21 protein-coding genes and 1 riboswitch are annotated in these 20629 nt (G+C 42.3%); of the genes, 5 read left to right on the forward strand and 16 right to left on the reverse strand.

The window, feature by feature from the left end:
* Positions 1 to 105: 105 nt before the first annotated feature.
* The 4 genes from ACOZ9X_RS17195 to ACOZ9X_RS17210 all read right to left on the reverse strand — a co-directional run bounded on the left by ACOZ9X_RS17195 (position 106) and on the right by ACOZ9X_RS17210 (position 4070).
* The gene (locus ACOZ9X_RS17195; RefSeq protein ID WP_423419273.1) at positions 106 to 1068 is read right to left on the reverse strand and encodes a multidrug resistance efflux transporter family protein; all 963 of its coding nucleotides are present in this window, start codon (positions 1066 to 1068) and stop codon (positions 106 to 108) included.
* A 213-nt stretch (positions 1069 to 1281) separates the two neighbouring features.
* Entirely contained in the window at positions 1282 to 1812 is a 531-nt protein-coding gene (locus ACOZ9X_RS17200; protein ID WP_423419274.1) for a chromate transporter, read from the reverse strand.
* On the reverse strand, positions 1809 to 2390 hold the full coding sequence (locus ACOZ9X_RS17205; RefSeq protein ID WP_423419275.1) for a chromate transporter: 582 nt from the start codon (positions 2388 to 2390) through the stop codon (positions 1809 to 1811). Before ACOZ9X_RS17205 ends, ACOZ9X_RS17200 begins: the two co-directional genes overlap by 4 nt.
* A gap of 36 nt (positions 2391 to 2426) precedes the next feature.
* The gene (locus tag ACOZ9X_RS17210; RefSeq protein ID WP_423419276.1) at positions 2427 to 4070 is read right to left on the reverse strand and encodes a gamma-glutamyltransferase family protein; all 1644 of its coding nucleotides are present in this window, start codon (positions 4068 to 4070) and stop codon (positions 2427 to 2429) included.
* 292 nt (positions 4071 to 4362) lie between these two features.
* Here ACOZ9X_RS17210 and yhfH point away from each other — a divergent pair, with 292 nt between their 5' ends.
* The 3 genes from yhfH (at position 4363) to aceA (ending at position 7721) form a co-directional block, all read left to right on the forward strand.
* Complete coding sequence (gene yhfH, locus ACOZ9X_RS17215; RefSeq protein WP_137791063.1) at positions 4363 to 4494, forward strand: protein YhfH; 132 nt, start codon at positions 4363 to 4365, stop codon at positions 4492 to 4494.
* A gap of 83 nt (positions 4495 to 4577) precedes the next feature.
* Positions 4578 to 6167 (forward strand): malate synthase A, encoded by a 1590-nt coding sequence (aceB, locus tag ACOZ9X_RS17220; protein ID WP_423419277.1) that lies wholly within the window; start codon positions 4578 to 4580, stop codon positions 6165 to 6167.
* A 267-nt stretch (positions 6168 to 6434) separates the two neighbouring features.
* The gene (gene aceA, locus ACOZ9X_RS17225; RefSeq protein ID WP_423419278.1) at positions 6435 to 7721 is read left to right on the forward strand and encodes an isocitrate lyase; all 1287 of its coding nucleotides are present in this window, start codon (positions 6435 to 6437) and stop codon (positions 7719 to 7721) included.
* Positions 7722 to 7791: 70 nt separating this feature from the next.
* Here aceA and ACOZ9X_RS17230 read toward each other — a convergent pair whose 3' ends face one another.
* On the reverse strand, positions 7792 to 8238 hold the full coding sequence (locus ACOZ9X_RS17230; RefSeq protein WP_423419279.1) for a DUF2569 family protein: 447 nt from the start codon (positions 8236 to 8238) through the stop codon (positions 7792 to 7794).
* A 111-nt stretch (positions 8239 to 8349) separates the two neighbouring features.
* On the opposite strand from ACOZ9X_RS17230, the gene ACOZ9X_RS17235 reads away from it, so the two are divergent.
* Positions 8350 to 8820, forward strand: coding sequence for a GNAT family N-acetyltransferase (locus ACOZ9X_RS17235; protein WP_423419280.1), 471 nt, complete (start codon positions 8350 to 8352; stop codon positions 8818 to 8820).
* A 42-nt stretch (positions 8821 to 8862) separates the two neighbouring features.
* Here the strand turns inward: ACOZ9X_RS17235 and ACOZ9X_RS17240 are convergent, their stop codons facing one another.
* The 3 genes from ACOZ9X_RS17240 to ACOZ9X_RS17250 form a co-directional block, all read right to left on the reverse strand.
* Complete coding sequence (locus ACOZ9X_RS17240; RefSeq protein ID WP_423419281.1) at positions 8863 to 9822, reverse strand: ABC transporter permease; 960 nt, start codon at positions 9820 to 9822, stop codon at positions 8863 to 8865.
* On the reverse strand, positions 9794 to 10744 hold the full coding sequence (locus ACOZ9X_RS17245) for an ABC transporter ATP-binding protein (protein WP_423419282.1): 951 nt from the start codon (positions 10742 to 10744) through the stop codon (positions 9794 to 9796). The genes ACOZ9X_RS17240 and ACOZ9X_RS17245 overlap by 29 nt, the downstream gene beginning before the upstream one ends.
* 87 nt (positions 10745 to 10831) lie before the next feature.
* Positions 10832 to 11764, reverse strand: a complete 933-nt coding sequence (locus ACOZ9X_RS17250) for a DMT family transporter (protein WP_423419283.1) — start codon at positions 11762 to 11764, stop codon at positions 10832 to 10834.
* A gap of 376 nt (positions 11765 to 12140) precedes the next feature.
* Here ACOZ9X_RS17250 and ACOZ9X_RS17255 point away from each other — a divergent pair, with 376 nt between their 5' ends.
* Positions 12141 to 13061, forward strand: a complete 921-nt coding sequence (locus ACOZ9X_RS17255) for a DMT family transporter (protein ID WP_423419284.1) — start codon at positions 12141 to 12143, stop codon at positions 13059 to 13061.
* A 59-nt stretch (positions 13062 to 13120) separates the two neighbouring features.
* Here ACOZ9X_RS17255 and yidC read toward each other — a convergent pair whose 3' ends face one another.
* From yidC to ACOZ9X_RS17295, 8 genes are all read right to left on the reverse strand, one after another.
* Positions 13121 to 13867 (reverse strand): membrane protein insertase YidC, encoded by a 747-nt coding sequence (yidC, locus tag ACOZ9X_RS17260; RefSeq protein WP_423419285.1) that lies wholly within the window; start codon positions 13865 to 13867, stop codon positions 13121 to 13123.
* A gap of 28 nt (positions 13868 to 13895) precedes the next feature.
* Positions 13896 to 14177 (reverse strand): hypothetical protein, encoded by a 282-nt coding sequence (locus ACOZ9X_RS17265; RefSeq protein WP_423419286.1) that lies wholly within the window; start codon positions 14175 to 14177, stop codon positions 13896 to 13898.
* 38 nt (positions 14178 to 14215) lie between these two features.
* A complete protein-coding gene (locus ACOZ9X_RS17270; RefSeq protein WP_423419287.1) occupies positions 14216 to 15232 on the reverse strand; it encodes a MoeB/ThiF family adenylyltransferase in 1017 nt (338 codons plus the stop codon).
* Entirely contained in the window at positions 15229 to 15996 is a 768-nt protein-coding gene (locus ACOZ9X_RS17275) for a thiazole synthase (RefSeq protein WP_423419288.1), read from the reverse strand. The genes ACOZ9X_RS17270 and ACOZ9X_RS17275 overlap by 4 nt, the downstream gene beginning before the upstream one ends.
* Before the next feature lie 4 nt (positions 15997 to 16000).
* Entirely contained in the window at positions 16001 to 16195 is a 195-nt protein-coding gene (thiS, locus tag ACOZ9X_RS17280) for a sulfur carrier protein ThiS (RefSeq protein WP_423419390.1), read from the reverse strand.
* 5 nt (positions 16196 to 16200) lie between these two features.
* The gene (gene thiO, locus ACOZ9X_RS17285; RefSeq protein WP_423419289.1) at positions 16201 to 17262 is read right to left on the reverse strand and encodes a glycine oxidase ThiO; all 1062 of its coding nucleotides are present in this window, start codon (positions 17260 to 17262) and stop codon (positions 16201 to 16203) included.
* On the reverse strand, positions 17246 to 17866 hold the full coding sequence (gene tenI / locus ACOZ9X_RS17290; protein ID WP_423419290.1) for a thiazole tautomerase TenI: 621 nt from the start codon (positions 17864 to 17866) through the stop codon (positions 17246 to 17248). Before tenI ends, thiO begins: the two co-directional genes overlap by 17 nt.
* 68 nt (positions 17867 to 17934) lie before the next feature.
* Positions 17935 to 18041, reverse strand: a riboswitch (TPP riboswitch).
* Between the two features lie 115 nt (positions 18042 to 18156).
* Entirely contained in the window at positions 18157 to 20493 is a 2337-nt protein-coding gene (locus ACOZ9X_RS17295) for an Ig-like domain-containing protein (protein WP_423419291.1), read from the reverse strand.
* Between the last annotated feature and the right edge of the window lie 136 nt (positions 20494 to 20629).

The following is a 20629-nucleotide window of genomic DNA, read 5'->3' on the forward strand; positions in this document are numbered from 1 at the left end:
TTTCCGGACAAAAAAACAACCGCTGCTACGGGCAACGGCTGTTTCAAATTACTATTTAAAAAGGGGGGGTAGTACTACTATTCCCAGCTCACATATTTTTATTCATCATTTTGCAAGTTTCATAGATTTTTTTTGAACCACTTCTGTTTTTCCGTAATAACTGTGTAAAAACATGCCTAGCATGATGATGAGAACGCCCATCATAGAAAGGAACGTTGGGCTTGCGATCGATAACAACCACATCTCGCCTGCTAATACAAAAATGATTTCAGCCGATTGCGTCGCTTCTACACCAGCCAGTTTCACAGGATTGTTCGCACAAAGATCCGTCGCTTGGAAAAAGAGAACCGTTGCAATAACCCCTGATGAAATGGCTACTAAAAACGTCTGCCACAACTGATCGTTCGTTGGTGGTCCGCTCTCCACCCATCCAATTCCGGCGAGGACAACCCACCAAGGAAGTGAAGCGATCGTCATGCCGAATGCTCGCTGAAAAGCATCGAGCCTTTTGTTTGTAACAACCATCATTTTTCGATTGCCGAGTGGATAAGCAATTGCCGCGATCAGAACTGGCAACACAACGTTCAACCAAGCGGAGCCGTTCACCCCACTCGCTTCCTGAACTTGGACGAGTGCGACACCTCCTAATATGATCAGCGAAAATCCTAACCCTTTAAAAGGAATCTTTTGGCGTGTTGCTCCTTTGCCTCTGTCTCCTTCGTAAAAAAAGGGCACGAGAAGCGAACCCGCAACGATTGTAATCTGCCAAGTCGCGGCGACTAACCACGCCTCTCCAAAACCTGCAGCGTATGTAATCGGAGCATAAAAGAGCACGAATCCTACTGAACTCCATAGAAACCAAGTACCAAATCGTGCTCTAAGTTCTTGGAACACAGGACGCACGTTGCCCCGCATCCAAACGATAATCCACAATAACGGAACCATGTAAAAAAAGCGAAGGGCTGCACTCCAATGCCAGCTTCCGCCTGATAAGTCCATAGATCGATTCAATATGAACGTGACGCCAAAGAAAAAGGCTGCCGCAATTCCAAGCCATATCGGTCTCATGTTAAGTCCTCCGTTTCCCTTTAAAAAGTATTCATTTGTCTTGTCCAACATGCTTATCTTTTTTTATTATCTTACCATATGGTTGTACGAATTTGGGAAGACTCTTTTGGTTCAATAATTAGGAGGGAATCCAACATTCATCCGATTTTCCACCATAATCGACAACTCTGTCACACACAAAAAAGCGAAACCTCAGTGAAGTTCCGCTTCTCCCTAAGCCAAAAACACCGCTCCATATCCGAGTGATCCAATAATCACGAACACCGGGGACACTTTCAACTTTTCCATCAATAAAAAACTGACAGCAGCTAGAAACAGCGTGTGAATCCAACCAACGCTTATATATGATTCGGCAAAAAACTGATACGCCATAATGCCAAGAAGCACAGCGATCGTTGGCTTTACATAGGTGCTCATGTTCTTTACTCTTGGTGAGTCTTTAAATTTATAAACAAGTCCTAGAAACGCGACCATCAACAAAAGAGAAGGTGCAACGGTTGCGAACACACCAACAAACGCTCCGAGCCAGCCTCCTTCTTGAAATCCGATGTAGCCTGCCATCTTTGTCGCGATCGGACCAGGAAGTGCATTTCCAAGCGCCAACACTTCAGTAAATTCATTAACAGTTAGCCATTCATAGCGATCGACCACTTCGTTTTCAATCAAAGGAATGGAAGCCGGTCCACCACCGTATCCTAGGATTCCGGGTATAAAAAAGGCGAGAAAGATATGCCAAAACGTCATCCTGTCTTCTCTCCTTCCCGCACGCTTACTTTCTGTTTATCGTTTCCCTTCAATGGTCCAAAAAGAGCGTATGCCAATAATACACCAATGATGATTCCAGGGTGAACACCGAGAAATTGAAGAAGGATAACGCCCGCAAAAATGTGAAGAAGGCTGAGTTTTAAACCTAATCCTTTTTTGGAGCTATCAAAAAACTGCCACGTGAGGACAGCGAGCATCACAGCTACAACGGGAATGACGCCTTTTGTCATGCCTTGTACCCATGGTTGTTCTTTAAATTCTCGGAGTGAGGTTAAGAGCAGAATCATGAGGATAATGGTCGGCAGTATTGTTGCTAACAGCGCAATGAAGAGACCTATAATGCCTGCCACTCGGTATCCGATATAACCTGCCATTTTTGTCGCGATAGGTCCGGGTAGTGTGTTTCCTAGTGCCAACACATCTCCAAATTCTTCGTCGTTCATCCATTTGTATTTTCCAACTACTTCTTTATGAACCAAAGGGATGGAAGAAGGACCTCCCCCATACCCCAGCATGCCCGACCGAAAGAAGGCAAGAAACAAGTTGAGATACGTCATGTGATCAGTCCTTTATTCTTAGTTGAGTTTTGTTTGTTACCATACAGCGATGGATCCATCTGTTCTTCCTTCCGTTCCACCTGCTAAAACTCCAGTCTCTGGGTCTCTCCAAATAATCTGCCCTCGTCCAAAGTTTCCTGAATCTGCGGCCACTTGAACGTCATGACCTCTTCTCGCTAGGTCATCAACAATATGCGACGGAAGTGAGCGTTCGACTAGAACTTTCCTATCCTCCATCCACTGCCAGCGTGGCGCATCTAGTGCGGCTTGCGGGTTCAGATGAAAATCAACCGTGTTCATCACAACTTGCACGTGACCTTGAGGCTGCATGTAGCCTCCCATCACACCGAAAGGTCCTACAGCTTTTCCGTTCTTCGTTAAGAAGCCAGGGATGATCGTGTGATACGTTTTTTTGCCAGGAGCGAGTGCGTTATCGTGATCTGGATCTAGTGAAAAATCATGTCCTCTGTTCTGCAGGCCGATTCCCGTTTCAGGAACGACTACGCCAGAACCGAATCCCATGTAGTTGCTCTGAATGAATGAGACCATATTGCCTTCTTCATCTGCCGTTGCAAGATATACCGTTCCACCACTTGGCGGTGTTCCGGGTTCTGGCTGAAGAGCTTCACTACCGATTAGGTCTCTTCGTTTTGCAGCATAGCTCTCTGACAACAATCCTTCAACAAATACATTCATCCTTAGTGGGTCTGTTACATATTTTTTCGCATCAACAAATGCTAGTTTGATGGCTTCGATCTGTTTATGATACGTTTCGGCTGATTCTTTTTCGTTAAAATCATACCCTTTTAACGTGTTAAGTGCCATGAGTGCAACGATTCCTTGACCGTTCGGTGGAATTTCCCAAACATCGTATCCTCTATAGTTCACGTTGATCGGCTTTACCCACTCTGGATAAAAGGTAGCGAGATCCTCACTTCGGAGAAATCCGCCGTGCGCTTCTGACGCCTCGCTTATTTTTTGTGCGAGTGCTCCTCTATAAAAAGATTCTGACTTCGTTTCTGCGATATCTCGTAATGTGCTTGCATGATGAGGTGAGCGCCAAATCTCTCCAACTTCGGGAGCACGCCCGTCTGGAGCAAAGGTTTGAAACCAGCTCTCAAACTCTTCACCTTTTAATTCCCGCTTGTACGTTTCATACGCTTTGCGCCAATACTTACCGAGAAAGGGCGTCAAAGGATAACCTTCTTCGGCGTATGAGATCGCAGGTTGCAGCACGTCTTTAAACGGCAGCTTGCCAAATCGGTTGGATAGTTCCGCCCAAGCAGCGGGTGCACCTGGCACCGTAACAGGCAGCCAGCCGAACTTCGGCATGTTATCATGTCCCGCTTTCTTTACTTCTTCAATGGAGATGCTTCTCGGTGCTGGACCGCTCGAGTTCAAGCCATGCAATTCACCATTCATCCAGACGAGGGCGAACGCATCACCACCGATCCCGTTCGATGTGGGCTCAACAACCGTTAGGCAAGCTGCGGTAGCAATGGCTGCGTCAACTGCATTCCCACCCTTTTTTAACATATCAAGCCCCGCTTGTGCGGCGAGCGGCTGACTCGTTGCAACCATCCCTTTTTTCGAAAAAACGCTCATCCGATCTGAATGGTATGGGTTATGAAGGGCATTGTACTGAAGTTTCTGTTGTGTATCCTGTATCGTTTGATTCATGCTTCTCACCTTTCATTTTGGTAAGTTGAGGTACCTTTATAGAATGAATTCATTGTATGGTTTATTGTCTAAAAATTCAAATAATCACACCAATACAATTCTGTAATACAACAGTTTTTTAATTTTTAACACATTCCCAAAAACCCAGTCATATCAAGGATAAACAGGGGGGACAGATGACTCAATTTTATAAAAAATGCGAAAATGTTATAAAACAGGTGTTGCAAAATATAATCTGTTATAATACAATGCATTATAATCAAATCAAAAACAAAACAGGAGGAAATTTAAAATGAAAAATTACTTGGAGCTTCACCGTAATATCCCTAAAAAGACGTGTTCGGAATGTGGATGTGTAATCGAGGAACAACATGAATCATATCTTTATGAGTGCGAGCGCTGCATGGGAAAACACGAGAGGTAAATTTTTTTACCTCTTCTGTTATATAACAATAATTTTATAAACACATCTGTTTAATAACATGTTCAGAAAGGACTGTGTAATAAGTGACAATTGAAACTACTAATCTACAAGTGTTAGGCGACATTACCCCAGCGTATGAAAAAATATTAACACCAGGTGCCCTTCTTTTCTTAAAATCATTGCACCTTCACTTTAACAACACCCGCAAGGAGCTTCTGAAACAACGTAAAGCCAGGCAAAGTGAAATAGATGCTGGGATTATGCCCACCTTTTTACCGGAAACCGAACATATCCGTAACAGTGATTGGACCATCTCACCACTTCCCCAAGATCTTCAAGACCGACGAGTAGAGATTACAGGTCCTGTTGACCGCAAGATGGTGATCAACGCGCTTAACTCAGGAGCGAAGCTGTTCATGGCAGATCTTGAAGATTCCAACTCTCCTACTTGGGAGAATACGATTGATGGTCAGATCAACTTAAAGGATGCCGTTAACCGCTCCATTTCTTTTGATAATGGAAACGGAAAAACGTATACATTGAACGAAAAGATCGCCACGCTCATCGTACGTCCACGTGGCTGGCATCTTGAAGAAAAACATATCGTTGTCGACAACGAACTCATGTCTGGTAGCTTAGTAGATTTTGGCCTTTATTTTTACCACAATGCAAAGACACTGATCGAAAACGGGTCTGGTCCTTATTTCTATCTTCCTAAAATGGAAAGTCATAAAGAAGCTCGCCTTTGGAACGATGTGTTTATTTACGCCCAAGAACAGCTAGGGATTCCAAGAGGCACGATTAAAGCAACTGTACTAATCGAGACGATCGTTGCCGCATTTGAAATGGACGAAATTTTATACGAACTTCGTGAACATTCCGCAGGCGTTAATTGTGGCAGATGGGATTATATTTTCAGCTATATTAAGAAGTTCCGTAATCAGCCACACGTCATTCTTCCTGACCGTTCGCTCGTTACGATGACTGTTCCGTTCATGAGATCTTACTCTCTTTTGGCAATCAAGACTTGTCATAAACGAAACGCTCCTGCGATCGGTGGAATGGCTGCACAAATTCCAATCAAAAACGATGAAGCTGCAAATGCTGCTGCTTTTGAAAAAGTGCGTGCTGATAAAGAGCGCGAAGCTTCTGACGGTCATGACGGGACATGGGTTGCCCATCCGGGACTCGTGCCTGTTGCTATGGACGTGTTCGACCGAATCATGCCAACACCTAATCAGATCGATCGAAAACGTGAAGATGTAGTCGTAACGGCTGATGATTTAGTGGCTGTACCAGAAGGCGAAATCACAGAAGAAGGTTTGCGCGTCAACATTAGTGTCGGAATTCAATACATCGCTTCTTGGCTAAGAGGTAAAGGAGCTGCACCAATCAACCATCTCATGGAAGATGCAGCTACAGCAGAAATCTCACGAGCCCAAGTATGGCAATGGATCAGACACCCGAAAGGCGTTTTACGTGACGGCCGCAAAGTGACGTTCGAGCTGGTAGAGGAACTAAAGTTGCAGGAAGTTCAAAAGTTGAAGCAAGGAATGAATGAGGAGTCATTCAATTCTGGTCGTTTTATGGAAGCTGTCGCGCTATTTGATGAGCTGATTCGCGATGATGAGTTTCAAGATTTCTTGACCAATCGAGGGTATGAGGTGTTGTAGTTATAAGCTTTGTTGTCCTTGAGAGTGGTTGATTTCCGCTTCAGGTCGCTCGCTTTCCGCGGGGCAGGCGGTGAGCCACATTGGACGTTTGACTCTTAAGTGTCTCACCTGCCCGCCTGTCCCGCAGGAGTCTCGCACCTTACGCTCCTATCAACTTGGCAATGAAGAAACAAAACTACGACGATTAAAAATCACGCAGGTTTTTTAAAGCAACCTTTAAGAAAGCAGCACTTCAAAAATACTATGAAAACTTAAGGAGAGAGATTAATGAGTCAATCACGTGTGGAAAAATTACAGGATATGTGGCAAAACGAAGAGCGCTGGTCAGGAGTTCAGCGTCCTTATACAGCAGAAGAGGTTATTCGCTTACGCGGATCTATCGATATTGAGCATACACTTGCTAAAAAGGGTGCCGAAAAATTTTGGGATCTGCTTCAGAACGAAACATATGTAAACGCTTTAGGAGCACTAACGGGCAATCAGGCTGTTCAGCAAGCAAAGGCAGGTCTGAAAGCCGTATACTTAAGCGGTTGGCAGGTTGCAGCAGATGCCAACCTTTCAGGAAACATGTATCCTGATCAAAGTTTGTATCCAGCAAACTCAGTGCCACACGTGGTAAAACGCATCAACTCTGCTCTTCAGCGCGCTGATCAGATTCAGCACATGGAAGGCGGAAATGAAGTCGATTACTTCCTTCCGATCGTTGCAGATGCAGAAGCTGGTTTTGGCGGACAACTGAACGTGTTCGAACTGATGAAAGGCATGATTGAATCTGGAGCGTCGGCTGTTCACTTTGAAGATCAGTTATCTTCTGAGAAAAAGTGCGGACATCTAGGTGGAAAAGTACTGTTGCCGACGATGACTGCTGTACGCAACTTAATCTCTGCTCGTCTAGCAGCAGATGTGATGGGAACACCAACAATTTTGATCGCACGTACAGATGCTGATGCTGCAGATTTGATCACTAGTGACATCGATCCAGTCGACCGCGCGTTTATTACGGGTGAGCGAACAGCTGAAGGCTTTTACCGTACGAATGCTGGGCTCGATCAAGCGATCGCACGCGGTCTTGCGTATGCTCCTTATGCAGATTTGATCTGGTGCGAAACGAGTGAACCGAACCTAGAGCAAGCGCAGCGTTTTGCGGATGCGATCCACGAGCAGTTTCCTGGTAAACTATTAGCCTACAACTGTTCTCCTTCTTTTAACTGGAAAAAGAAGCTGGATGACGCAACGATTGAAACGTTCCAGCAGCAGCTTGCAGCGATGGGCTATAAGTTTCAGTTCGTAACGTTGGCAGGTTTCCACGCACTGAACCATAGCATGTTCGAACTAGCAAAAGGTTATAAAGCAAGAGGAATGGGTGCTTATTCTGAGCTTCAGCAAAGAGAGTTTGATAGTGAGATCGATGGCTATACAGCAACTCGCCACCAACGTGAAGTAGGAACAGGCTATTTTGACGAAGTGACACAGCTCGTTTCAGGCGGAACAGCTTCAACTACTGCTCTTAAAGGATCTACAGAAGAAGACCAATTTCAGTCACAAAAAGCGTAGAGATAGAATCATTGGATAGGAGATATATATAGAAAGGACAGGAGCAGATGCCCTTGTCCTTTTTTAGCATTTAATTTACAAATGTATTGTGAACGCGCCACGATTTCTTTGCATACGTTGACCAGATGAAAAATGCCAATAACGCAGAAGCTGAGTTTACAAACGGCGTTCCTGTATTCACTTCATCTACAAACAGAAGCAGAATATCTGTGAGAACCGCAAAGGCTAATGTGATCTGCAGCAAAAATACCCACGTCTTCACAAAAGCTTTCTTCTTCGTGAAAAATAGATAGAGAAGAAAGATATTTAATCCGATCAATCCAATATTAAAGATTAATTCTCCGTATACGACGTACTTTAATAATAACGAATTGAATTTATAACCTTGGATCGCATCAAATCCCACTTGTACAGCATTCAGCTTAAACGGCAAAGCTAATATGAGGCCTGCTCCTACTAATAACAGCCATCCTCCTAGACCTTTCAAATCTTCTTTTTGTTTTGTTTGTGTCTCCAATGTCCGTCCTCTTTCTGATGTATGTCTTTTCTGCACTTCTATTTTCATGAAGGATAAAGTAACTCTATACGGAATATTATATCTAAAATTAATCATGTCAGGGGTCATGTTATGGAAATGATTAAAAAAGCTACTGTTTTTGATGCTGCTGAAATTCTTGCGCTACAAAAAATGGCTTATGTGAGTGAAGCTGAATTATACGGCAACTATAATATTCAACCTCTTACACAATCGGTTGCAGATGTGGAAGAAAGCATACGAACCCACTACGTATTAAAGTATCTATTCCACGGTAAAATTATTGGCTCCGTCAAAGCTCATGAAAACGAAGGAACGTGTTTTATTGGTAAACTCATGGTCCATCCCCACTTTCAGAACCGGGGAATCGGAAGAAAGTTAGTACAGGAGATTGAGCAATTGTTTGCTGGGTATCGTTACGAATTATACACCGGCAGCAAGAGCGTCAAGAATATCTCTTTTTACGAAAAGCTAGGCTACAAAGCGTTTAAAACCCATCAATTAGACTTTGAAGAAACTATCTTTGTTTTTATGGAAAAACAGCCTGTTTTGCTAAAAAAGTAAAGAAAAGAGGCTGATCCGAAATTCAGCCTCTTTCTCGTTCTATTAAGCTTTCACATCACGCTTTTGGAAAACTGTAAACGTTATTGCCAGCATAATTGCGGTGTATACCGCAAGCACACTAATGGAGAACGGCAGCGTTAAGTCCTTGACCATCTGGTTCTGTCCATCGATCAATACACTAAGATCCATGTTAGCGAACAACGTGTAGATCACCCATTCTTTTGTTGCGAGTAGCATCACGATCGTGTTACCTGCAAAGAGTGTGAACATGGCAACACCAATCGCCACTGAGTTACTCATGAACAGCGTTGAGATCATGAACGACATAGCTACGAGCGCTGTTAGTTCAATAAATTCTACACCGATGTTGGCAAATACATATTCAACAATCAGTCTTTCTTTTACTTGACCATCATCTGTTGTGATTAAGTAGGATTGGTCCATTCCGCCGAATCCATAAGCAAGGCCACCTACAAGCCATGTAGCTACAATCACAACGAGCCACATAACAAACGCAAAGCCTAGCGTTGCAATGAATTTGGATAAAAGAATCTTCCACCTGCTATAAGGACGAATGAGAAGCATCTTAATCGTTCCTTTAGCAAATTCATTAGAAACAATGTCACTAGCTACGACGATCACAAATAACCCGATAAGTGACGAGATGAACGCCATGTCTTTCATAAACTGCCATGCTGTTGTTTCATTTGGTGAAATGTCGTTAGCGATGGCATACTCATTTTGTTTGATGGCTGATTCAAGCGAATCAATATATATGGCGTTGTCACCATTCTTTTTTGCATCATCGAGCGCTTTTTGGTCATCTTTCACCGTTTGCGTCAGTTCTTGCTTCCAATTTTCATTCACTTCAACATCTGTTGTTACTTTGTCATAAACAGCGATACCGATAATGATAACGATTGGAATGGCTAGGAAGATCCATGTGCGCACACGGGTAAAGATTTTAATCCACTCATTTGTTAACAGGGACAGCCACTTCATTCAGATCTCCCCCTTTCTTTGTCATCTCTAAGAATCGTTCTTCTAACGTCTTCGTTTTGCGTTGGATACCCACAACGAGAACGCCTGCGAGAACAAGTTGTTTGTTCATTTCAGCTATAAATCGGACGTCCGCTGTTTGGACGATCAGTTCTTGACCTGACTCAGTTACGTTCAGATCTTCGTTCAAATTAAGAAGAACTTGTTTTGCCTGCGAAACGTCTCCTTCGATTTGAAAATGGACCTTCACATCTGCTTCGTCTTCTTGGTTTAAAATCTCGTCAATTCGCACAAGCTTTCCATGTTGAATAATGGCTACACGATCACACATCATCTGCATCTCAGCGAGCATATGAGAAGAAACGACAACAGACGTTCCGTTGTTCGCGAGTAGTCGTAAATAGTTACGAAGGTCATAGATTCCCTGTGGATCTAGACCGTTTGTCGGTTCGTCCAGGATTAACACGTTCGGTCTATGTAAAAGTGCCTGAGCTACGCCCAGTCGCTGTCTCATACCAAGCGAGTATGTTTTCACCTTATCGTGAATCGCGTACTTCAGATCAACGAGTTCAATCACTTCGTCAATTCTTTCCTTCGTCACATCCGGCATGATCCTCGCATATTGCATGAGGTTTTTGTAGCCTGTCATATAATCATACAGCTGCGGATTTTCAACGATCGCACCAACGCGTTCCATCGCTTTTTCAAAGTTTCCTCGCAGGTTATCACCGTTGATCAAAACGTCTCCGTCCGTAATAGAGATCAGCCCAACGATCATTCGAATCGTTGTTGTCTTACCCGCGCCGTTCGGACCAAGCAGACCGAAAATCTCACCTTCTCTTACCGAAAACGAGAGATCATCCACAATGGTCTTGCCTTTGATCTTTTTCGTTAAGTTTTTAAGTTCTAACGTATGTGTAGTCATGCGCTCCCCAATTCCTCCTATCATAACTCTCTCTTTTCACACTGTAATACGACTAAAACAAATGAAAAGTTTCGTAAATTTTGTAAATTATTTACTTATTACTTTAACGCTTTTATTTGGTGATTGTATATGTTTTTCTCTTTTTGTAAGCCATGTTGAGATAAAAACCCCTAGTATAACGAGCACACCTCCAGCTCCTTGATACCATGCGAGCGATTCATTGATAAAAAGAACGGCAAAGATCGCAGCAAACACAGGAATCAGGTTCAAAAAGACTCCAGCTTTACTCGGACCTACCCGCTCAACCGCCGTATTCCAAGACATGAACGCAACGAACGATGCAAAGATTCCCGTGTAAAGAATGGTTGCGATAGTGCCAAGTGACCATACAATTTCTTTCGTTTGCATTTCGTGTATGGAAAATGGTAGCAAGATGAGGATGCCAAGAAACGCCGTCACAATAAACGTGCTGTATGTAGGAAGAATTCCCGCATATCTTCGAATAAGAAGCGAATAGATGCTCCAGCAGATAACTGCTCCGATCACAATTAAGTCACCTTTATTAAAGGACAGCTGTAGTAAAACCGCGATTGAGCCTTTTGAGATAATAAATAGCAGTCCAATGAGTGAAAGCAGGGCTCCTGCTATCTGTTTTGCGTTAAGCTTCTCTTTGAGAAAAACAAACGACAATAGGAAAAGCAGAATCGGCGTTGATGTGTTAACGATGGATGCATTAATGGACGTCGTATAGTGAAGAGCGATATACAGAAGCGTATTAAAGCCCGTGATTCCAGTAATTGATAAGATGAGGACGACTTGCCAGTGTTTTTTTAGCATCTGAGATTCTTTTCGTAAAAATGGTACGGCAAACGGAAGAAAAATGAGAAATGCCGTGCACCATCGCATAAAAGAGAGTGTTACAGGCGGTAAACTGCTCGCTATGGCACGTCCGATCACAAAATTCCCGCCCCATATTAAGTTTGCGACCACTAAAAGTACATACGGGTTAACTTTTTGCATGATGTGAATCACCTCTTTTTTTGAGATTAAGTCGTTTTGAGCTTCAATAAGGTCGTTTTCAGAGTAGATTAAGTCTAATCAGCCACGCATTAAGTCTAAACAGCGACCAATTAAGTCAAAAATCAAAAATAAAGGCCATTCGACAAACCTGGCCATAAAACGTCGCCTGCCAGAGTCCCCCTAATCAGCAGCTTCAAAAATCATTTTCTCCCACTATAGCAGACTATCTTTTAAAGTAGATATGGTCATTTCGCCTCAATCTAAAATTTGTAAGCTTTTTTCCTGTAAAACCACTTTGAATGCTGTACAATGGAAATTAAAATCATTGAAATACTTTACTTTATGAAGTAAAAAGCAGAAGAAAGAAGATGACATAATGAAAGCGTATCGGACGTATGTGATTTTATTCCTGGTGATGGTGGTGTGGGGGTTAAACGTAACAGCGACGAAAATTCTGGTTACGAACTTTTTGCCTGTTACAATCACTGGAATACGTGTTCTAACGGCGGGATTAACCGTATTTCTGCTTCTCTCTATAATAAAAAAAGTTCGGTGGCTGACTAAAAAAGAGTTTTGGTATGTCTTTCTGGCATCGATCTTTAACGTTGTCGCGCATCACTATTTCCTTTCAATCGGCTTAACCGAAACAACAGCCACAAACGGCGGGTTGATCATGGGAATGTCGCCACTTCTCACGACCATTCTCGCTATCTCGTTTTTAGGAACGCCTCTTACGCTCTTAAAATCGGTCGGACTTATTCTTGGGTTCTCAGGCGTTGCGTTCATCGTTTTGGAAGGGAACAGTCAGGTAGCAGGGATCTCGTTCGGTGATGGATACATTCTATTATCCGTACTCACGCAAGCTGTAAGCTTTATCCTGATCAAGCGTGTGGCGCACACGTTAGATCCACGACTCATGACCGGCTATATGATGGTGATCGGTTCACTGTTCCTGATCGTAATCGGATTGATCGAAGAGCCCCAAGGATTTGCAGGAGTTGTTGAGAATTCGACCGTTTCTCTTTGGCTGATCTATTTCGCTTCAGCTTGTATTGCTACAGCTGTCGGCCATATGCTCTATAATGAGGCGATTGGTAAAATCGGAGCGTCAGAAGCTTCCATATTTATAAACCTCAATCCATTTTTTGCTCTTGTTGGTGCCTACCTCTTTTTAGGTGAACAGATCTTGTTTCAGCACATCTTCGGATTTCTGCTCATTATCACTGGTGTTCTCTTAGGCTCTGGTGCTGTTGAGGAGATTCGTAACAAAAGATTGCGCAAAAAACATGCGGCTTAGAATGAGCTAATGAACATAAAAAACGACCAGAGATTAAAAATCTGGTCGTTTTCTTATTACTAACTAGCAGATGCTGCCTTCTTCTTTCGTTTCTGCAGAACCACATTTTGAATCGTCAAAAACACATTCCCTACCATCCAATAAAGAGGCAGAACAGCAGCCAGCTTCCATGCAGAAAACAAGATGATGATCGGCATCACGTAACCCATCATTTTTATTTGCGGATTAGATGCAGCAAGCTCAGTTGTACTCATTTTATATTGGATGAAGGTGGTTAACGCCGCTAACACCGGTAGCAGATGCAGAGGATCTGCTGTTCCAAGGTTAAACCAAAGAAAGTTGTGCAGAGCAATCTCTTTCGTTTTAATGATTGCATAATAAAACGCAAACAGAATCGGCATCTGGATCAAAAGGGGCAAACACCCCATTGATAACGGATTGACTTCATGTTTTTTATAAACAGCCATTAATTCATTTTGTAATTCCAGTTGAGACTCTCGATCTTTTCCTGTGTGCTTTTCACGTAGCTGTTGGATCTCCGGCTGAATCTTCTTCATCTTTTCCTGATTTTTCGTTTGTTTCAATGTTAACGGCATGATCAGGAACCGTATTACCACGGTTAAGATGATGATCGCGATGCCATAGCTATCGTTAAACAGATACGCCACATATTGGATGAGCTTTGAAAACGGGTAGATGAAAAAATGGTTCCACACACCCGGACTTTCTGCTGTAATCGGTGCGTTATTGCAGCCGGATAATAGAAAAATAGCAAGTAATGAAAGAATGGATACATATTTCTTCAATCTTTGTTCCTCCTTGTTTTTAAAAAATCTAAGCAAACAAGGAGTAAACGTGCCCTTCTTTATCATCTGGTGTTTCTTTTCTAAACATTGTCCGTGCGATCTTGTCTCGAATAAAGCAATAGTTTTGAACGAGGTGAGAATCGGTCATCCTCTTCTCGGAACTTAGCCTGTCCTGTTTCACATGGTGATTTGATCTATGAACAAGAGATTGATGAACGACCGAAAGCTGCTTAGCAATAATGAACGTTAGTGCGATACTAATGGATAAAACTAATGCGTCCGTTTGATAGATCAGATCAAAAAACTCCATAAATCAAATCACCTCCTATTAATGATTATACAAAATCTTTACCCAATATATCTATGATACAGGGATTTCGCTTCCGCTGTATTCTTCGTTCCATGAACAAGTGCACGTCCATCTTTAAAAAGAACGAGGCGGTAACTGCCACTTTGAAGCTCCAGTAAATAAGGATTACAGCGAACTTCACCATGAGGCAGTAATCTCTTCTCCATTTCTCCCAAATCAATTTCAATCGTGTGAGCGGGACGAATCTGAACGGTATCCCGACCGCAAAGAACAGCTGTTTTTAACCCAGTGCCTTTTTTTAAATAAGGATATGTTGGGTTAGCCCCGCAAGATGGACAATCTGCCTTCTTCGCTTTTCCCATCCCTAATTGAACGTGCTGATTAGTCCACGTATCAAATGTTACAATTTTCTTCCGGATAGATGCATAATCCTCCACTAAAATCTTTAACGCCTCAGCTGTTTGATAAGCAGTGACCATCTGAACAGCTGGAGAGATAATTCCTGCTGTATCACATGTTTGACCGTTAGCGGGAATCTTATCAAGCAAACAGTTCAAACACGGTCCTTCTCCAGGTAAGATCGTGTAAGAGATGCCATAGCTTCCAACACACGCCCCGTAAATCCATGGAATCTCATATTTCTGAGCCAAATCGTTGATCAACAAACGCGTCTCAAAATTATCAGTCGCATCCATGATCAGATCGATACCAGAGATTAGTTCTTCTGCTTCCTCTATCCCCATATCTATCACATGTGCTTGAATTTCTACTTCAGAATTAATCTGGTTCAATCTATTTTTTGCAGCGACTACTTTTGGCAGCTGTCTCTTCGCATCTTCTTCAGAATAAAGCTGCTGACGCTGAAGGTTCGTCCAATCCACATAATCGCGATCAACGAGAACGATCCGTTTCACGCCTGCACGTGTAAGAGCTTCAGCACTTCCCGCACCAAGCGCGCCTGCACCAACGATGAGCACGCTTTTAGTCCGTATTTTTGCTTGCCCATCTATACCGATCGAGCTAAATAATTCCTGTCTTGAATACCGTCCATTCACTTCACACTCAACCCTTCTAAAGGACTGCTCGCTGTTGCCGTTTCTTTTCTTGGAATTCTTCCCGCTTCATACCCTAGCTTTCCAGCTTCTATAGCCATTTTCATCGCAAGGGCCATCTTCACAGGATCCTTCGCACCCGCTACGGCTGTGTTTAACAGCACACCGTCCGCTCCGAGTTCCATCGCGATCATCGCGTCACTCGCACTGCCGATACCTGCATCTACAATCACAGGGACGTGCGTCTGCTGTATAATGAATTTTAAATAAAGCCGGTTGATGATTCCTTGCCCGGAACCGATTGGAGAAGCGGCAGGCATGATGGCATGTGAACCGAGTTCTTCTAATCGTCTAGCAAGGACCACATCATCTGACGTATAAGGAAGCACGATGAACCCTTCTTTTAATAGTTCTTCTGTTGCTTTTAACGTTTCCACTGGATCCGGCAGCAGCGTTTTGTCGCATCCGATGACTTCTACTTTTACCATATCACATAATCCCGATGCTTTCGCCAGTTTTGCGATGCGTACTGCTTCTGCCGCCGTTTTCGCACCGGCTGTGTTCGGTAACAATGTGTATTTTTTCAGATCAAGCATCTCTAAAAAGTTTGGCTGGCTCGCTTCAAAGATGTTCATTCTCCGAACAGCAAACGTTAAAATCTCAGAACCAGAAGCATCTACCGCTTGTTTTTGTGTTTTAAAGTCCGGATATTTACCAGTACCTAAAAGTAACCGTGATGAAAAGGAATAGTGTCCAATGTTTAACATACAATCAACCTCCGCCAACGAATCGAACAAGTTCGATCTTGTCGTTTTCTTTTATTTGAGTTTCTCTTTGTTTTTGATTATCGATGATCTCTTCGTTCACTTCGGCAATTACAACTTGGTCATGTAAGTTTAGATGCTTCAGCAGATCTGTAATCGAACGCAAAGAATTAGGCACCATGACCTCTTCTCCATTTATCATAAGTTTCACGAACTGTGTACCTCACTTTCTATATAGTGAGCAATCCTTTTTCCCGTTATGGCGGAAAGCAGAATGCCGTTTCGGTAATGTCCTGTAGCAAGAATGAGACCCTCTTTGTGTGGAGAATGACCGATATACGGAATTCCTGATTCTGTTTGGGGTCTGATGCCTCCCCATGCTTTTTCAAAAACAGCTCCACTTAATTCAGGAACGATTTGTTTGGCTTTCTCCATCAATTCAAAGAGACCTGAAAATGTAACATCTTCATCAAAGACGTGCGGTGTACTTGTTGCGCCAACAAAAATGCGGTTTTCCCGCTTTGGAACGAGGTAACAGTTTTTGTATTTTACCGTCCCTGTGAGTAGTGGACGCTGTGTTTTAAAAGACAGACATTCCCCTTTTACCGGCATCATTTTTAGTGAAGATTCTAGATCAGAGCTCCACACCCCACAAGCTACTATGACAGAATCAGCATGAAACGTTTCCTTCGTTGTTACGACACCAGTCACCTTGTTGCCAGTTTGGAGAAGCTGAACCACACTGGTATGCTCTCTAACTTCAGCTCCGAGAATACTTGCTGATTGATAAAAAGCTTGGGTAAGTTTAACAGGTGACACCTGAGCATCTTTTGTAAAATAGAGAGCTCCTTTTACAAGGGTTGAAAGAGCAGGTTCCCTTGCGAGTAGTTCTTGTGCTGTCACCCATAAAACGTGTTGATCATTTTGCTGGACAGCTCGTAATTTAAGATCTGTTGCCTCTTCTTCTGTAAAAGCTAGTTCATAGATCCCATTCTGGATCAGCTCAATATCTATTCCACAAACGTTAAACAGCTCCTGACCGAGAGACTTAAAGGAATCCCGACTTTCTTTTGCCAAGGAATAAAGTGGATGATCGGTCTCAAACTCCATCTCTGCACCAAGCATGCCCGCTGCAGCACTCGACGCTTTACTTCCTATAGTTTCTTTTTCAAGAAGGAGCACACGCTTGTTACGTTTAGAGAGCTCGTAGGCGATGGAACAGCCGATCACGCCGCCTCCAATAATGATGGCATCATACGTTTTGTGCATCCCACACCTCCAGTTGTTGTTTGTACAGCTTCACAGCTCGTAATGGTGATGGTGCTTCAAGTATGCCTGACATCACAGCGATTCCGGCTGCACCTGTTTTCATTACATCTCGAACATTTTCTGGTGTGATGCCTCCGATCGCGATGACCGGAATTGTAGTTTGATCTACCACATGTTGAAGCTGCGCTAAACCTCTTGGCTCTGCATGTTGTTTAGATTTTGTTTTAAAAATATGACCGTAAAGTATAAAATCAGCGCCGTATTGTTCAGCATACTGTGCTTCTGAAACTGAATGAACGGAGCAGCCAATCTTCATTTCTGGCAGAGCTCTTCGCACTTGTGCCACATCTAAACTGTGATGTGTCAGCTGAACACCTTTTACGCCTGTGCAAAATGCTACATCCACCCTGTCGTTCACGATAATTTTAGAAGCAGGAACTCCATCTTCCTGCAGAAGAAGAATTAGATGGCTAAGTTCTTTCGCTGACTTTGTTCTTTCCCGTATGTGAAGCGCTGTTACATACGGATGAATGAGATTTGCAATCCTCACCAACTCTTCATCACGTTGCTTTCCATTGGTAATTACATGAAGCTGTTTTTCCACAATAAAAAACCACCTCCTTTATATAGCAAAGAGGTGGTTTCACAGTTTTTAAGAATATAGCGAAGTAACTGATCTACACACCACTTCCCTACGCTGGTTCTAACCAAATCAGGTTCCAAGGGTCTTAAAGTTCACTTTAATCTCAGCCTTAACAAAGGCACCCCTAGTGGTAAAATACTATTTAATTGTTATTGGTACATCTATTTTATCGTTAACTTGCGTTCATAACAATAGATGTCACATAATAGGATGTTATTATAACTTTATTTGAAAAAAGAAACGAAATCCAATTAAAATTTTCTGGCTTCTTTAATAAGAATCTTAACTACTTCACTTTCGTTTTTAGCAGAATCTGCTGCACTTACAAAAATGATAGCAAGATTCTTCTGTTTCTCCATTTTCACTATGAAGTTTCCATTTTCATCTGTTGCAGCAAAAGAAATCACATTGCCTTCAGCATCTTTCACAAAAATAGTTGCATTAGGTTCTGCTGTTCCAGCCACAGCTTCCTTTGCTACTGAAGTTAAAAATGGTGCATCCGGTGCTGTTTTATCAACTACCGTTATAGTTGTTACTTCAGATTGGTTGCCAACTGAATCAGTTGATGTTACTTCTAATACAGTACCAGCTTTTTGAGCTGGGATTTCAACTGTAAACGCCCCATCCTCTGTCGCTCGCCCTTCTGACAATAACTCACCGTTCGCAAGTATCGCGATGGTTGACATTGATTCTGCTGTTCCTTTTACCTCTGTATGCTTATCGCTTACTTCATTCACTATAGGTGCATCCGGTGCAACTGTATCATTATTTATAAACAACTTCCCGAATTCAGCAGGGTAATCTTCTGCATTGTATGTGTATATAGCTTCGTTTCCGGCCAAGTCAAAGATCCATACTCGTTTTACAAGCCACTCACCATGTTCGGCATCCTCTGGAACAGGAATTCCAATGTGCATTAATCCACTTTCATCTAAATAATCGGTGTTGCCTTTAATGGATTGCTGACCACTTGGACTTACAAGTTCTACCTCAACAAAGGCGGGGACAGTTTGAGTATCCTCTGCGTAAACCGTCAATCTTGCTTCCTCGTTACCTTTTACCTCAGGCTTCTCAAATACTATTTTGTTTACAGTTGCTGGTGTTGTATCAAAATTGTCGGATTCAACCATAAATTTACCGAATGTATTTGGATAGTTTTCAGGTGAATATTTTGCATCTAAAACATTGCCTGTAAAGTCTTTAGCAATAATTTGACTAACTCTCCACTCACCAGGTTCCGTAAAGGGAGGAATATAGAAGTCTCCTCTAAAGTTGCCTTCTTCATCTACATAGAGGTTTGAACTTGTTTTTCCTCTTCCAGTTGGACTTTCTAAAAAGATTTCAATATTTTCTACTCCGCTGTTATCATCACTAGCTACAACTCTAACCGCATTTGTTTCTTCTGACCTAACCATATCTTTTTCAAAAGTTATTTCTTGAATTGCTGGTGCTTGATTATCTTCGTTTGAATTTTTTATTGCAAAAGAGTCAAATTCATCCGGGTAATCTTCTTCATAAAACTGATGATCCTCATTTCCGGCATTGTCCTGTGTATATACACTCCATACCTTAAATGTTGAACTTTTCATATAAGACGGTACTGTGAACGATGTAGCGAATGCACCGTCTTCGTTAGGGTAAATACCATCAACATAGATTCTTTGATTAAAAGAGTTCCTTAATTCAACCGACAGATAATTGATACCAGACAGATCATCCTCAGCATGAAGGGTAATGGTGTTCTCTTGACCTGCATCAACGACTTCCTTATCAAATCGAATACTAGATACGGTTGGTGCTGTGTGGTCTGGATTATTATTCGTCACTTGAATTGTGCCGAATGATGCCGGATACTCTTCAACATTTAAGTTATCCCAATAATATTGATTTCCTATCCTGTCAGATGCATTGATCCAGCTTACTCTCCACTCGCCTGAATCACTATATGGCGGAACCCACCATGTTGCTTCGTATGTTCCTTCTCCTGATTTTACAAAGTTAAATACATACTCATATCCCCGAGCGGTTGTGTTGAAAAGAGCTAGATTAATAGATTCTGAATCTATCCCCGACTCATCACTTGCGGTTACCGTTACTTTGGTAAAGCCGCCCGCTTCTACTTCTTCTTTATCAAACGTAATGGCATCTATTGTTGGTGCTGTTACATCGGGATTTTTCACTTCGTTCAATATAGTAAAATCATAGTTTTCGGGCTGATCAATTTGTTCTCGTGAAAATGTACTGCTGTTATAGCTATCATCATATAGATAAATGCTTTGAAGCTCCCATGTTCCCACTTCTTCCATTGACGTTGCCGTAAACTGGCTTGTCCAATGATCTGGTCCAGACAACTCAATTACTCTTTCCTCTCCCTGTGGAGAAAGATAAGTAAGGCGTGCTTCTAACATAAAATAGGCAGAATCTGGTGCGTAGAGATCAAACCATACCTGCTCATTTATTGCCGCTTCTTTAGGACTAACTGTTAAACTTTGATACGTTGGATAATCTTCGTTTGCAAAACTAGTAAAAGGAAAACTACTAATTACTAAAATCATCATTAAGAACAAAGAGCTCAATTTCCTTTTCAACACGTCTTCTCCCCTGTCATTTCATATCACTACTTTCATTATCATACAATAATTAATGGAAAAATAAAGATATATTTTGATAATTTTAGTAAATGTTATTATTCTTAAATGTGTTTTATTATTGCTTATATACATG

Origin of the sequence: Fictibacillus nanhaiensis (genome assembly GCF_049537595.1) — a bacterium.
Lineage (GTDB): Bacteria > Bacillota > Bacilli > Bacillales > Fictibacillaceae > Fictibacillus > Fictibacillus nanhaiensis_F.

Excerpts from the sequence above, each read along its gene's own strand:
- ACOZ9X_RS17195 (WP_423419273.1), bottom strand. The coding sequence starts at position 1,068 with ATGAGACCGATATGGCTTGGAATTGCGGCAGCCTTTTTCTTTGGCGTC.
- ACOZ9X_RS17200 (WP_423419274.1), bottom strand. The coding sequence starts at position 1,812 with ATGACGTTTTGGCATATCTTTCTCGCCTTTTTTATACCCGGAATCCTA.
- ACOZ9X_RS17205 (WP_423419275.1), bottom strand. The coding sequence starts at position 2,390 with ATGACGTATCTCAACTTGTTTCTTGCCTTCTTTCGGTCGGGCATGCTG.
- ACOZ9X_RS17210 (WP_423419276.1), bottom strand. The coding sequence starts at position 4,070 with ATGAATCAAACGATACAGGATACACAACAGAAACTTCAGTACAATGCC.
- yhfH (WP_137791063.1), top strand. The coding sequence starts at position 4,363 with ATGAAAAATTACTTGGAGCTTCACCGTAATATCCCTAAAAAGACGTGT.
- aceA (WP_423419278.1), top strand. The coding sequence starts at position 6,435 with ATGAGTCAATCACGTGTGGAAAAATTACAGGATATGTGGCAAAACGAA.
- ACOZ9X_RS17235 (WP_423419280.1), top strand. The coding sequence starts at position 8,350 with ATGGAAATGATTAAAAAAGCTACTGTTTTTGATGCTGCTGAAATTCTT.
- ACOZ9X_RS17240 (WP_423419281.1), bottom strand. The coding sequence starts at position 9,822 with ATGAAGTGGCTGTCCCTGTTAACAAATGAGTGGATTAAAATCTTTACC.
- ACOZ9X_RS17245 (WP_423419282.1), bottom strand. The coding sequence starts at position 10,744 with ATGACTACACATACGTTAGAACTTAAAAACTTAACGAAAAAGATCAAA.
- ACOZ9X_RS17250 (WP_423419283.1), bottom strand. The coding sequence starts at position 11,764 with ATGCAAAAAGTTAACCCGTATGTACTTTTAGTGGTCGCAAACTTAATA.
- ACOZ9X_RS17255 (WP_423419284.1), top strand. The coding sequence starts at position 12,141 with ATGAAAGCGTATCGGACGTATGTGATTTTATTCCTGGTGATGGTGGTG.
- ACOZ9X_RS17265 (WP_423419286.1), bottom strand. The coding sequence starts at position 14,177 with ATGGAGTTTTTTGATCTGATCTATCAAACGGACGCATTAGTTTTATCC.
- ACOZ9X_RS17275 (WP_423419288.1), bottom strand. The coding sequence starts at position 15,996 with ATGTTAAACATTGGACACTATTCCTTTTCATCACGGTTACTTTTAGGT.
- thiS (WP_423419390.1), bottom strand. The coding sequence starts at position 16,195 with ATGATAAATGGAGAAGAGGTCATGGTGCCTAATTCTTTGCGTTCGATT.
- thiO (WP_423419289.1), bottom strand. The coding sequence starts at position 17,262 with ATGCACAAAACGTATGATGCCATCATTATTGGAGGCGGCGTGATCGGC.